We start from the raw sequence: 12,595 nt of genomic DNA, 5'->3' as shown, positions 1-12,595 counted from the left end.
GCGGTGCGGGCCTCAGGGCCTGCTCAGCCGCCGAACTCCTCCAGGCCCTTCAGGGCCTGGTCCAGCAGGGCCTGCCGGCCCTCGAGCTCACGGGTGAGCTTGTCGGCCTTCGACGCGTTGCCCGCTGCCCGTGCCGCCTCGGCCTGGGTGCGCAGCTTGTCCATGGCTGCCTGGAGCTGACCCGTCAGACCCGCGGCGCGGGCCCGCGCCTCCGGGTTCGTACGGCGCCACTCGTTCTCCTCCGAGTCCTGGATCGCGCGCTCGACCGCGTGCATCCGGGCCTCGATACGGGGCCGGGCGTCGCGCGGCACATGGCCGACGGCCTCCCAGCGCTCGTTGATCGCGCGGAACGCCGCACGGGCCGCCTTGAGATCCGTCACCGGAAGGATCTTCTCGGCCTCGATGGCGAGCTCCTCCTTGAGCGCGAGGTTCTCCCGCTCCTGGGAGTCGCGCTCGTTGAAGACCTCGGTGCGGGCCTGGAAGAACTGGTCCTGGGCGCCGCGGAAGCGGTTCCACAGGTCGTCCTCGGACTCGCGCTGCGCGCGGCCCGCGGCCTTCCACTCCGTCATCAGCTCGCGGTAGCGGGCGGCGGTCGCACCCCAGTCGGTGGAGTTCGACAGCGCCAGCGCCTCCGTGACCAGCTTCTCCTTGGCGCGGCGGGCCTCCTCGCGCTGGGAGTCCAGCGACGCGAAGTGCGCCTTGCGCCGCTTGGAGAAGACCGAACGGGCGTGGCTGAAACGGTGCCACAGCTCGTCGTCGGCCTTGCGGTCCAGGCGCGGCAGCGCCTTCCAGGTGTCCACCAGGGCGCGCAGCCGCTCGCCCGCGGTCCGCCACTGCTCGCTCTCGGCCAGCCCCTCGGCCTCCGCGACCAGCTCCTCCTTGGCCACCTTGGCCTCGTCGGTCGCCTTCGCCTTCGCGACCTTGCGCTCCTCGCGGCGCGATTCCACCAGCCCGACGAGTGCGTCCAGCCGTGTGGCGAGCGCCGCCAGGTCGCCCACCGCGTGCGCCTCGGTGACCGACGCCCGAAGGTGCTCGATCGCGGTCAGCGCGTCCTTGGGCGCGAGGTCGGTGGTCTTCACCCGCCGCTCGAGGAGGCCGATCTCGACGACAAGCCCCTCGTACTTGCGCTCGAAGTAGGCCAGTGCCTCATCCGGAGACCCCGCCTGCCACGAACCGACCTCCCGCTCCCCGTCGGCCGTACGCACGTACACGGTCCCCGTCTCATCGACGCGGCCCCATGGGTCGCTGCTCACAGCGCCTCCTCCACGTGATGCCCGGCCGCTTTCCGGCTCGCGGGCATCGTTCACAGTTTCCTCCGGCCGGGCTGCGCCCTGACCGGTCCAACGCCAACATAGGCGACCGGCGCCCCGGCTGTCCGCATCCAGCACACGCGAAATTTACCGCCGGGGCCCGGCTCATCAGGGGTTCACGACTGCTTCACGACCGCCTTGTTGATCACCACGGTCGCGTTCGGGGCGGTGTTCTGTTGGGCGTCGGGGGCCGCCGCGCCCGCTGCCGCGATCTTCTGCAGCACCTTCATGCCGTCGGCGCCGATGGTGCCGAAGGGCGTGTAGGACGCCGGCAGCGGGCTGTCCTTGTAGACCAGGAAGAACTGGCTGCCGCCGGTGTGAGGCTGCCCGGTGTTCGCCATCGCGATCGTGCCCGCCGGGTAGGTGCCCTTGGCGACGGCCGGGTCCTTGAGGTTCTCGTCCGGAATCGTGTAGCCGGGGCCGCCCTGGCCGGTACCGGTCGGGTCGCCGCACTGCAGGACGAAGATGTTGTCGGCGGTGAGCCGGTGGCACTTGGTGTGGTCGAAGAAGCCCTTGTCGGCGAGGAACTTGAACGAGTTCACGGTGGCCGGCGCCTTCGCCGCGTCCAGCGCCATCGCGATGTCACCGCAGGTGGTCTGGAGCGTGAAGGTGTACTTCGCGCTCTTGTCGACGTCCATCGCCGGCTCGGTCTTCCACTGCTGCTTCCCCGGGGTGCCCGCGCCCGGCTTGGCGCACGGGTCCGGCGCCTTGGAAGGCGTCGTGGCCGACGGGCTGGCGGCCGCGTCGGTCTTCGACTTCTCCTTGCCGTCCAGGCTGCCCGTCGCGTACGCGGTGGCGCCGGCGGCCACCACGACGGCCACCACGGCGGCGATCACGCTGTTGCGCCGGCGGGCCTTGGACTGCTCCGCGGTCCTGCGCTGCTGCTGCCGCTCGAACTTCTCTCGGGCGAGCTGTCGCCGCCGCTGTTCCTTGGTGACCACTTCGCCGTCTCCCGGTCTTCTGCTTCAGTCTTCTCGAAAACGTCATCTCGAACGTGAATCCGCGTGCGGCAGATCTTCGCGCCCCACCCGGCCCGCAGTCCAGTACCCGCGCGCCACGCACAGGCGCACCTGCGGGACGATACGGGTTCGCCGCGGCCACTCCCGCGCCGGTAGGCTCGTGAGCTGCCGACACCTCCGCGGACGACAGAAGGACGAACGTGCTTATTGCCGGGTTCCCCGCCGGGGCCTGGGGGACCAATTGTTATGTGGTCGCCCCCGCCGCCGGTGAGGAGTGCGTGATCATCGACCCGGGTCACCAAGCGACCCAGGGCGTCGAGGACACGCTCGCCAAGCATCGCCTCAAGCCCGTCGCCGTCATCCTCACCCATGGCCACCTCGACCATGTGGCGTCCGTCGTGCCGGTCTGCGGGGCCCATGACGTCCCGGCCTGGATCCACCCCCGGGACCGCTACATGATGAGCGATCCGGAGAAGGCCCTGGGGCGCTCCATCGGGCAGCAGCTGCTGGGCGAGCTGACGATCGGGGAACCCGACGACGTCCGGGAGCTGACCGACGGCGCCGCCCTCGGGCTGGCCGGCCTGGAGTTCACCGTCTCGCACGCGCCGGGCCATACGAAGGGGTCGGTGACCTTCAGGCTTCCCGAGACCTCCGACGTGCCGTCGGTGTTCTTCTCGGGCGACCTGCTGTTCGCCGGCTCCGTCGGACGCTCCGACCTGCCCGGTGGCTCCGCGGACGAGCTGATGGAGTCGCTGGCGCGGGTGTGCCTGCCGCTCGACGACTCGACCGTGGTGCTGTCCGGCCACGGCCCCCAGACGACCATCGGCCGCGAGCGCGCCGCCAACCCCTACCTGGGGGAAGCGGCCCGCGGCTTCGGAGCCGGTTCACCGGCTCCGCGACGAGGATTGTGACAAGGCTTCCTGTGAGTACCTTCCAGGCCCCCAAGGGCACGTACGACCTGATCCCGCCGGACTCCGCGGCGTATCTCGCGGTGCGCGAGGCGATCTCCGCACCGCTCAAGCGGGCCGGCTACGGCTATATCGAGACCCCCGGGTTCGAGGCGGTCGAACTCTTCTCCCGCGGCGTCGGCGAGTCCACCGACATCGTCAGCAAGGAGATGTACACGCTCACCACCAAGGGCGGCACCACGCTCGCGCTGCGCCCCGAGGGCACCGCCTCCGTGCTGCGCGCCGCCCTGCAGAACAACCTGCACAAGCTCGGCAACCTGCCGGTCAAGCTCTGGTACTCGGGCTCGTACTACCGCTACGAGCGCCCGCAGGCCGGCCGGTACCGGCACTTCTCGCAGGTCGGCGCCGAGGCGATCGGCACCGAGGACCCGGTGCTGGACGCCGAGCTGATCATCCTGGCCGTCGACGCGTACAAGGCACTCGGCCTGAAGAACTTCCGGGTGCTGCTCAACTCGCTCGGCGACAAGGAGTGCCGTCCGGTCTACCGGGCCGCGCTCCAGCAGTTCCTGGCCGGTCTCGACCTGGACGAGGACACCGTGCGCCGGGCGGAGATCAACCCGCTGCGCGTTCTGGACGACAAGCGCGACGCGGTGCAGAAGCAGCTGACCGGTGCCCCCATGCTCCGTGACTACCTGTGCGAGGCGTGCAAGGAGTACCACGAGCAGGTGCGCGAGCTGCTGACGGCCGCGGGCGTGGCGTACGAGGACGACCCGAAGCTGGTGCGCGGCCTGGACTACTACACCCGCACCACCTTCGAGTTCGTGCACGGCGGTCTCGGCTCGCAGTCCGCCGTCGGCGGCGGCGGGCGGTACGACGGCCTGTCCGAGATGATCGGCGGCCCCGCGCTGCCGTCCGTCGGCTGGGCGCTGGGCGTGGACCGTACGGTGCTGGCGCTCAAGGCCGAGGGCGTCGAGCTCGAACTGCCCGCGACGACCGACGTGTTCGCCGTACCGCTCGGCGAGGAGGCGCGCCGCACGCTCTTCGGCACGGTCACCGAGCTGCGCCGGGCGGGTATCGCCACCGACTTCGCGTTCGGCGGCAAGGGCCTGAAGAACGCGATGAAGTCGGCGAACCGCGCCGACGCCCGCTTCGCGATCGTGGCCGGTGAGCGTGATCTGGCCGAGGGCGTGGTGCAGCTCAAGGACATGCGGAGCGGTGAGCAGACGGCGGTCGCCCTGGACGCGCTGGTCACCACCCTCCAGGAGAAGCTGGCCTGACCCGCTGCTCCGACCTGCGGGGAAGGGCCCGGACAGCGGTCGCTGTCCGGGCCTTTCGCCCTGTGCGGGACGCGGGGTCAGAGCAGCCCGTGCCGCATCGCGCTGGTGACCGGCCTTGTCCTCGGGACCGACCAGGGCGATGACCTCCGCCGGATCGCGCGGTCGCGGGTAGTACCGCGCGAAGTGCCGCACGCTCTCGCGGACGGTCAGCTCCGCCCGCGCCGACTCGTCTGCCAGACGATGCCGACCCGTGAGCGCCAGGCGCGGCCGGCCAGGTCCGGGTCCTCGCCCAGCACGGTCACCTCGCCGCCGTCCCCCGACCGGTGCCCCTGCAGGATCTCGACCGTCGTGATCTTGCCCGCCCCGTTGGGGCCCAGGATCCCGAACACCTCGCCACGTTCGATGTCGAGATCGACTCCGTCGACCGCGGTGACCTCGCCGTACCGCTTGCGGAGGCCCCGCACCCGCACCGCCTCGTTTCCCATGCCGGTAGGAATCCTCCCGGGCGGGCGCCGCGGGGGACGACCAGGAGGACACTCCCGTGTCCACCGTTCGATGGACCACCGGGCACCTGCGGGCCCTGCCACTGGTGCACAATGAAGGTCGCGCGGGATAACGACGGATCTACGGAACGGCGATATGACGACTTCGGCGCTCGACCAGACTCTCACCGACGGTGACCGCGAGACCGGGAACACCATCGGGGCGGGACGTCCCTTCGCGTGGCTGCTGGTGATCTGCGGCGCGCTCGGCACGCTCGCGTCCTTCGTGATCACCTGGGACAAGTTCAAGCTCCTCGAAGACCCGAACTTCGTCCCGGGCTGCAGCCTGAACCCGATCATCTCCTGCGGCAACATCATGAAGAGCGAACAGGCCCACGCGTTCGGCTTCCCGAACCCGATGATCGGCCTGATCGCCTACCCGATCGTGGTGTGCATCGGCGTCGGTGTGCTCGCGGGCGCCCGCTACCGGGGCTGGTTCTGGCTCGGCCTGCAGGCCGGCACCCTGTTCGGCGTCGGGTTCGTGACCTGGCTGCAGTACCAGTCGCTGTACAACATCAACTCCCTGTGCCTGTGGTGCTCCCTGGCCTGGGTCGTCACCATCGCGCTCTTCTGGTACACGGCCGTGCACAACATCAAGCACGGCATCATCAAGGTCCCGGCCGGGGTGCGTAGCGCGGTCCTGGAGTTCCACTGGGTCGTGCCGGTGCTCTGGTACGGCATCATCGCGATGCTGATCCTGACCCGCTGGTGGTCGTACTGGAAGACGCTCATCTGAGCCCGGGGGCCCGGTAGGCCCGCCGCACCCGTCCTCCGGGCGCGGCGGGGCCCGCGGCTACTGCGGGGTGACGTACGCCCCGCCGATGCCGCCGTCCACGAGGAACTCGCTCGCCGTCATGAAGCTGGAGTCGTCGCTGGCGAGGAACGCCACCGCGGCGGCGATCTCCGTCGGCTCGGCGAAGCGGCCCACCGGAATGTGCACGATCCGGCGGGCGGCGCGCTCCGGGTCCTTGGCGAACAGCTCCTGGAGCAGCGGGGTGTTGACCGGGCCGGGGCACAGCGCGTTGACCCGGATGCCCTCGCGGGCGAACTGCACGCCCAGCTCGCGGGTCATGGCCAGGACGCCGCCCTTGGACGCCGTGTAGGAGATCTGCGAGGTGGCCGCGCCCATCTTGGCCACGAACGACGCGGTGTTGATGATCGAGCCCTTGCCCTGCCGCTGCATGTACGGCAGCACGGCCTTGCAGCACAGGTAGACGGAGGTCAGGTTGACCTCCTGGACCCGGCGCCAGGCGTCCAGGCCGGTGGTGAGGATCGAGTCGTCGTCGGGCGGCGAGATCCCGGCGTTGTTGAAGGCGATGTCGACCGATCCGTAGGTGTCGTACGCCGTCCTGAACAGCGCCTCGACCTGCTCGGGGTCGGTGACGTCGACCTTGACGAAGATCCCGCCGACCTCCTCGGCCGCGGCCTTGCCCGACCCCTCGTCGATATCGGCGACGACCACGTTCGCGCCCTCGGAGGCGAAGCGGCGTGCGGTGGCCAGCCCGATGCCGCTGCCGGCGCCGGTGATGACCGCGGTACGGCCGACGAGGCGGCGGCAGACTTCGGTGGTGGATGGCTCTGACATGCGCTGCTACTCCTCAGTGCTGATGAAGACGTTCTTGGTCTCGGTGAAGGCGGCGAGGGCGTCGGGGCCCAGTTCCCGGCCGAGGCCGGATTCCCCGAAGCCGCCGAACGGCGTCGCGTAGCGGACCGAACTGTGGCTGTTGACCGACAGGTTGCCCGCCGCGACCCCGCGCGACATCCGGAGGGCCCGGCCGAGGTCGCGGGTCCAGATCGAGCCGGACAGCCCGTAGCGGGTGGCGTTGGCGAGCCGCAGTGCGTCCGCCTCGTCCTCGAAGGGCAGGACGACGGCGACCGGCCCGAAGATCTCCTCGGTGGCGGCGGGGGCGGCGGCGCCGACCGGGGCCAGCACCGTCGGCGGGTACCAGAAGCCGGGTCCTTCGGGGGCGCTGCCGCGGGCGGCGACCGGCAGGTCGTCCGTGACGAGCGAGCGGACCCGCTCCCGCTGGACCGCCGAGATCAGCGGGCCCATCTCGGTGGCGGGGTCCGACGGGTCGCCTACCCGGACGGCCTCGACCGCCGGGACCAGCAGCTCCAGGAACCGTTCGTAGACCTCCCGCTGGACCAGGATCCGGGTGCGGGCGCAGCAGTCCTGGCCCGCGTTGTCCAGGAACGCCATCGGGGCCGCCGCCGCGGCCTTCTCCAGGTCCGCGTCGGCGAAGACGATGTTCGGGCTCTTGCCGCCGAGTTCGAGGGTGACCCGCTTCACCTGACGTGCGCACTGCTCCATGATCCGCTTGCCGACGGCGGTGGAGCCGGTGAACACGATCTTCCGCACGTCCGGGTGCTCGACGAGCCGGGTCCCGGTGACCGGGCCCGCGCCGGGTAGTACCTGGAAGAGCCCTTCGGGCAGGCCCGCGGACAGGGCGAGTTCGGCCAGCCGCAGTGCGGTCAGCGGGGTGGTCTCGGCCGGTTTGAGCAGGACGGCGTTGCCCGCCGCGAGCGCCGGGGCGGTGCCCCACGCGGCGATCGGCATCGGGAAGTTCCACGGGGCGATGACGCCGACGACGCCGATCGGCTCGTGGAAGGTGAGGTCGATGCCGCCGGCGACCGGGATCTGCCGGCCGCTGAGCCGTTCCACGCCGCCGGCGGCGTAGTCGAGCAGATCACGGACGTTCCCGGCCTCCCAGCGGGCGTTGCCGAGGGTGTGGCCGGCCTCGCGGACCTCCAGCGCGGCGAGCTCCTCGGCGTGCGCGTCGACCTCGGCGGCGAACCGGCGCAGGCCGCGCGCCCGGTCGGCCGGGGCCAGCGCCGCCCAGCCCTGCTGGGCCTTGGCCGCCGCGGCGACGGCGGTGTCCACGCCCTCCGGGGTGGTCGCCGCGACCGTGGCGACGACCTCCTCGGTGGCGGGGTTGAGTACCTGGTGGTGCTCGGTCACGGGGCTGCTTCCTTACATCCGCTCGAAGGAGCGGAACCGCTCCCAGTCCGTGATGGCGGTGTCGAACGCTTCCTGCTCGATCCGCGCCATGTTGCTGTAGTGGTCGACGACGTCCTGGCCGAAGGCCTCCCGCGCGATCGGGCTGGCCGCCCACAGTCCGGCGGCCTCCCGCAGGGTGCCGGGCACCTGCGCGTAGTCGGCGGTGTAGGCGTTGCCCGTGCAGGCCTCCGGCAGTTCGAGCTTGTGCTCGATGCCGTACAGACCCGCCGCGACCATGCCCGCCACGGCCAGGTACGGGTTGACGTCGCCGCCCGCGACGCGGTTCTCCAGGCGCAGCGAGGCGCCGTGCCCGACGACGCGCAGCGCGCAGGTGCGGTTGTCGACGCCCCAGGCGACCGCGGTGGGGGCGAAGGAGCCCGGCCGGAAACGCTTGTAGGAGTTGATGTTGGGCGCGTACAACAGGGAGAAGTCGCGCAGGGCGGCGAGCTGCCCGGCCAGGAAGTGCCGCATGAGGGGCGACATCTCGCCGTCCTCGCCCGCCATGACAGGGCGTCCCGCCTCGTCCCGCAAGGAGAGGTGGATATGACAGGAGTTGCCCTCGCGCTCGTTGAACTTCGCCATGAAGGTGAGCGAGGCGCCCTCCTGGGCGGCGATCTCCTTGGCCCCGGTCTTGTAGACGGTGTGCTGGTCGCAGGTGACGAGCGCCTCGTCGTAGCGGAAGACGATCTCGTGCTGGCCGAGATTGCACTCGCCCTTGGCGGACTCCGGGGTCAGGCCCGCCCCGGCCATCTCGTTGCGGATCCGGCGCAGCAGCGGCTCGACGCGGGAGGTGGCGAGCACCGAGTAGTCGGCGTTGTACTGGTTGGCGGGGGTCAGGCCGCGGTAGCCGCCGTCCCATGCCTGCTCGTAGGTGTCGCGGAAGACCATGAACTCCAGCTCGGTGCCGGCATGGGCGGTCCAGCCCTGGTCCGCGAGCCGGCCCAGCTGGTGGCGCAGGATCTGCCGGGGCGCGGCGACCACCGGCTTGCCGTCGTTCCAGGCGAGGTCGGCGATGAGCAGCGCCGTGCCGTCCTGCCAGGGGACGTGGCGCAGGGTGCTGATGTCGGGGTGCATGGCGAAGTCGCCGTAGCCGCGTTCCCAGGAGGACATCGCGTAGCCGTCGACGGTGTTGAGGTCGACGTCCACCGCGAGCAGGTAGTTGCAGCCCTCGGTACCGTGGGCCAGCACCTCGTCGAGGAAGAACGGTGCGGCGAATCGTTTGCCCTGCAGCCGCCCCTGCATATCGGCGAAGCCGAGGATGACGGTGTGGATCTTCCCCGCTGCCACCAGGGCGCGCAGGGCGTCGACGGACAGGGGGGGTGTGCGATCTGCCACGAGGGAGGTCCTCTCGGATCGGGCGGAAGCACTAAGGTATGGGTTGGAACCATTGATTGGGAAGGGGCCCGCGCATGAGTGAGCAGCAAATCTCCGCGGATCCGCTCGCCTCGGTGCTGCGGCCGGTCCGCGGCGGCAATGGTTTCGAGGAGGCGCTGGAGCAGGTGCTCCAGGTCGTCCGGCTCGGTCTGGTGCCCGACGGCGAGCGGCTGCCCGCCGAGCGCGAACTGGCCGAACGGCTGCGGATCAGCCGCGTCACCCTGCGCGAGGTACTGAAGGTCCTGCACGAGCAGGGGCTGGTCGAGACCCGCCGCGGCCGGCACGGCGGCACCTTCGTCCGCAACCGGCCGCCGTCCCACGGCGCGGGCCGGGCGGACGCGGAGAACGAACTGCGGCGCAGGGCGGCCGGACTGGGCACCGGCGGCCTGGACGACGTGCTGCGCTTCCGCGAAGTCCTGGAGGTCGGTGCGGCCGGTCTCTGCGCCCGCACCGAACTGACCGGGGAGCAGGCGGACCTGCTGCGCCGCCGGCTGCGCGAGACGGGCGACGCGCCCACCGCCGACTACCGGCGCGCCGACACCCTGCTGCACCTGGCCATCGCCGAGCTCTGCGGCTCCCCTTCGCTGGTCACGCAGTACGCCGCGGTGCGCGCCCAGGTCAACGAACTCCTGGACTGCATCCCCATCCTGGTACGCAACCTCGAACACTCGCAGGGCCAGCACACCGCGCTGGTCGAGGCCATTCTCGACGGCGAGGAGGAGGCCGCGGCGGCGGTGATGCGCGAGCACGCCGAGGGCACCGCGGCCCTGCTGCGCGGCTTCCTCGCCTGACCCCGCCGTGGCCGGCGAACCGGCCGGCCGGTCCCTGCCGGGGGCTTGCGCATCTCCGCGACAGCCGTAAAGGTATGCGTTCAAACCTTTACCCCTCGTCCCGTACGGGAGTGACGCATGCCCCAGCCCGGCGATTCACCGTCCCCAACAGGCAGCACGGCAGGCAGCACGGCGACGGCGACCCCGCCCGGCGCCCCACCCGGCGGCGACGACTACCTGGAGCGCCGCACCCTGCGCCGCGGCACCGCGGGCTGGCTGCTGCTCACCGGACTCGGCGTCGCCTACGTCGTCTCGGGCGACTACTCCGGCTGGAACTTCGGCCTGCGCGAGGGCGGTTTCGGCGGACTGGCCATCGCCACCGCCCTGATGGGCCTGATGTACACCTGCCTGGTCTTCTCGCTCGCCGAGATGTCCTCGGTGCTGCCCACGGCCGGCGGCGGCTACGGCTTCGCCCGCCGCGCCCTCGGACCCTGGGGCGGCTTCCTCACCGGTACCGCCATCCTCATCGAGTACGTGCTCGCGCCCGCCGCCATCGCCACGTTCATCGGTGCCTACGTCGAGTCCCTCAACCTCTTCGGGCTCACCTCCGGCTGGCCGGTCTTCCTCGCCTGCTTCGTGATCTTCATCGGCGTGCATCTGTGGGGCGTCGGCGAGGCGCTGCGGTTCAGCTTCGTCGTCACCGCCGTCGCCGTCCTCGCGCTGGTGGTCTTCGCCGTCGGAGCCCTGGGCTCCTTCGACGCGAGCCGGCTCAACGACATCAAGGTGACCGACGCGGTCGGCGCCGGATCCTGGCTGCCCTTCGGCCTGATGGGGATCTGGGCCGCGTTCCCCTTCGGAATGTGGTTCTTCCTGGGCGTCGAAGGCGTTCCGCTCGCCGCCGAGGAGACCAAGGACCCGGTGAAGAGCCTGCCCAGGGCCATGGCGCTCTCCATCGGCATCCTCGTGGTGCTCGCCGTCATCACCCTGCTTCCGACGGTCGGAGCGGGCGGCGCCGACGCGCTCAAGGAGTCCGGGAACCCGCTGGTCGAGGCGCTGCAGACGGCCAACGACGGGAAGTCCTCCGCACTGAGCCAGATCGTCAACTACGCGGGTCTCGCCGGTCTGGTCGCCTCGTTCTTCTCGCTCATCTACGCCGGATCGCGGCAGCTGTTCGCCCTGTCCCGGGCCGGCTATCTGCCCCGCTTCCTCTCCCTGACCAGCAAGCGCAAGGCCCCGTACCTGGGGCTGGTGGTCCCCGGCACCATCGGCTTCGTCCTGGCTGCGGCCAACGCCGACGACGGGTCCAAGGTCCTGAACATGGCGGTCTTCGGCGCGGCGGTCAGCTACGTCCTCATGGCGCTGTCGCACATCGTGCTGCGGCTGCGCGAGCCCGCCCTGCACCGGCCCTACCGCACCCCCGGCGGCATCGTCACCTCCGCCGTCGCCTTCGTACTCGCCGTCGCGGCCGTGGTCGCCACGTTCCTGGTCGACATCGACGCGGCCCTCACCGCACTCGCCGTCTACGCCGTGGCCATCGCCTACTTCGCCCTCTACAGCCGCAAGCGGCTGGTCGCCTCCGCCCCCGAGGAGGAGTTCGCAGCACTGGCCGCCGCCGAGGCCGAGCTGGCACGGGACTGACGGCCGCCGCGCGACACCCGCGCGACACCCGCGCGGCTCCGGACGCCCGGCAGCCGTCCGCGCCACAATCGACCCCGTCATCCAGGAGGATCAGTTCATGCCCGAGCAGCCGCTGGTCGGCGTCACGACCTATCTCGACACCGCCAGGTGGGGCGTCTGGGAGACCAGCGCCGTACTCCTGCCGGAGGTCTACCCCCGCATGGTCCGCGCCGCGGGCGGCATCGCCGCGCTGCTGCCGCCGGACGATCCCGACGTCGCGGCCGCGGCGGTCGCCAGGATGGACGCCGTCATCGTCGCCGGCGGCCCCGACGTCGAACCCTCGCTCTACGGGGAACCGCGCCATCCGCGCACCGGGCCGCAGGCGCGCGAGCGCGACCGGTGGGAACTGGCGGTGCTGCGGGCCGCGATCGACTCCGGCACACCCGTCCTGGCCGTGTGCCGCGGGATGCAGCTGTTGAACGTGCTGTGCGGCGGGACGCTCGTCCAGCACCTCCCGGAGCAGGTCGGCCACGACGGGCACGCCGTCACGCCGGGGGTCTTCGGCGACCACGTCGTGACACCGGTGCCGGGCACCCTGCTGGCCCGGATCACCCCGGCCCCGGAGAAGGTGCCGACCTACCACCACCAGGCCGTCGGCTCGCTCGGCGCCGGTCTGACGGTGAGCGCGTACGCCGAGGACGGCACCGTGGAGGCGGTCGAGCTGCCCGGGCCCGGCTTCGCGCTGGGCGTGCAGTGGCACCCCGAGATGGGCTCCGACCCGCGGCTGGTGCGGGCGCTGCTGGCCGCGGCAGGAGGCGCTGTCACACCCGTGCCATAGGC

Annotated in this window: 11 protein-coding genes and 1 pseudogene; 6 read left to right on the top strand and 6 right to left on the bottom strand. The window is 71.3% G+C overall.

The annotated features are described in order from the left end of the window. Positions 1 to 23 precede the first annotated feature (23 nt). Positions 24 to 1,253, bottom strand: a complete 1,230-nt coding sequence (locus G3I60_RS34410) for a DUF349 domain-containing protein (RefSeq protein ID WP_164296864.1) — start codon at positions 1,251 to 1,253, stop codon at positions 24 to 26. A 173-nt stretch (positions 1,254 to 1,426) separates the two neighbouring features. Continuing rightward, positions 1,427 to 2,251 (bottom strand): peptidylprolyl isomerase, encoded by an 825-nt coding sequence (locus tag G3I60_RS34405; RefSeq protein WP_164296862.1) that lies wholly within the window; start codon positions 2,249 to 2,251, stop codon positions 1,427 to 1,429. A gap of 218 nt (positions 2,252 to 2,469) precedes the next feature. On the opposite strand from G3I60_RS34405, the gene G3I60_RS34400 reads away from it, so the two are divergent. After that, positions 2,470 to 3,180, top strand: a complete 711-nt coding sequence (locus G3I60_RS34400; protein WP_138352629.1) for an MBL fold metallo-hydrolase — start codon at positions 2,470 to 2,472, stop codon at positions 3,178 to 3,180. An 11-nt stretch (positions 3,181 to 3,191) separates the two neighbouring features. Continuing rightward, on the top strand, positions 3,192 to 4,454 hold the full coding sequence (gene hisS / locus G3I60_RS34395; protein ID WP_164296860.1) for a histidine--tRNA ligase: 1,263 nt from the start codon (positions 3,192 to 3,194) through the stop codon (positions 4,452 to 4,454). Positions 4,455 to 4,562: 108 nt separating this feature from the next. On the opposite strand, the pseudogene G3I60_RS34390 reads toward hisS, so the two are convergent. Further along, a pseudogene (locus G3I60_RS34390) lies at positions 4,563 to 4,939 on the bottom strand (ATP-binding cassette domain-containing protein); the annotation flags it as partial. A gap of 154 nt (positions 4,940 to 5,093) precedes the next feature. On the opposite strand from G3I60_RS34390, the gene G3I60_RS34385 reads away from it, so the two are divergent. Further along, positions 5,094 to 5,732, top strand: a complete 639-nt coding sequence (locus G3I60_RS34385; protein ID WP_164296858.1) for a vitamin K epoxide reductase family protein — start codon at positions 5,094 to 5,096, stop codon at positions 5,730 to 5,732. Positions 5,733 to 5,789: 57 nt separating this feature from the next. On the opposite strand, the gene G3I60_RS34380 is transcribed toward G3I60_RS34385, so the two are convergent. From G3I60_RS34380 to G3I60_RS34370, 3 genes are read right to left on the bottom strand one after another with little or no spacing between them, the layout of a single operon-like run. Further along, on the bottom strand, positions 5,790 to 6,581 hold the full coding sequence (locus G3I60_RS34380; protein WP_138352626.1) for a 3-oxoacyl-ACP reductase: 792 nt from the start codon (positions 6,579 to 6,581) through the stop codon (positions 5,790 to 5,792). Between the two features lie 6 nt (positions 6,582 to 6,587). Further along, entirely contained in the window at positions 6,588 to 7,955 is a 1,368-nt protein-coding gene (locus tag G3I60_RS34375) for an aldehyde dehydrogenase family protein (protein WP_164296856.1), read from the bottom strand. 12 nt (positions 7,956 to 7,967) lie between these two features. Then, positions 7,968 to 9,329, bottom strand: coding sequence for a glutamine synthetase family protein (locus G3I60_RS34370; protein WP_164608128.1), 1,362 nt, complete (start codon positions 9,327 to 9,329; stop codon positions 7,968 to 7,970). Between the two features lie 74 nt (positions 9,330 to 9,403). Between G3I60_RS34370 and G3I60_RS34365 the strand changes: the two genes are divergently transcribed. From G3I60_RS34365 to G3I60_RS34355, 3 genes are all read left to right on the top strand, one after another. Beyond that, entirely contained in the window at positions 9,404 to 10,159 is a 756-nt protein-coding gene (locus tag G3I60_RS34365) for a FadR/GntR family transcriptional regulator (RefSeq protein ID WP_164296853.1), read from the top strand. A gap of 117 nt (positions 10,160 to 10,276) precedes the next feature. Continuing rightward, on the top strand, positions 10,277 to 11,776 hold the full coding sequence (gene eat / locus G3I60_RS34360; RefSeq protein ID WP_164296851.1) for an ethanolamine permease: 1,500 nt from the start codon (positions 10,277 to 10,279) through the stop codon (positions 11,774 to 11,776). 97 nt (positions 11,777 to 11,873) lie between these two features. Next, on the top strand, positions 11,874 to 12,593 hold the full coding sequence (locus tag G3I60_RS34355) for a gamma-glutamyl-gamma-aminobutyrate hydrolase family protein (protein WP_138352621.1): 720 nt from the start codon (positions 11,874 to 11,876) through the stop codon (positions 12,591 to 12,593). The last annotated feature ends 2 nt before the right edge of the window (positions 12,594 to 12,595 follow it).

The sequence above is a fragment of the Streptomyces sp. SID13666 genome, assembly GCF_010548325.1.
Classification (GTDB): Bacteria; Actinomycetota; Actinomycetes; order Streptomycetales; family Streptomycetaceae; genus Actinacidiphila; species Actinacidiphila fildesensis.
The sequence above is the reverse complement of the archived record's forward strand: the minus strand, read 5'-3'. Positions and strand labels throughout refer to the sequence as shown.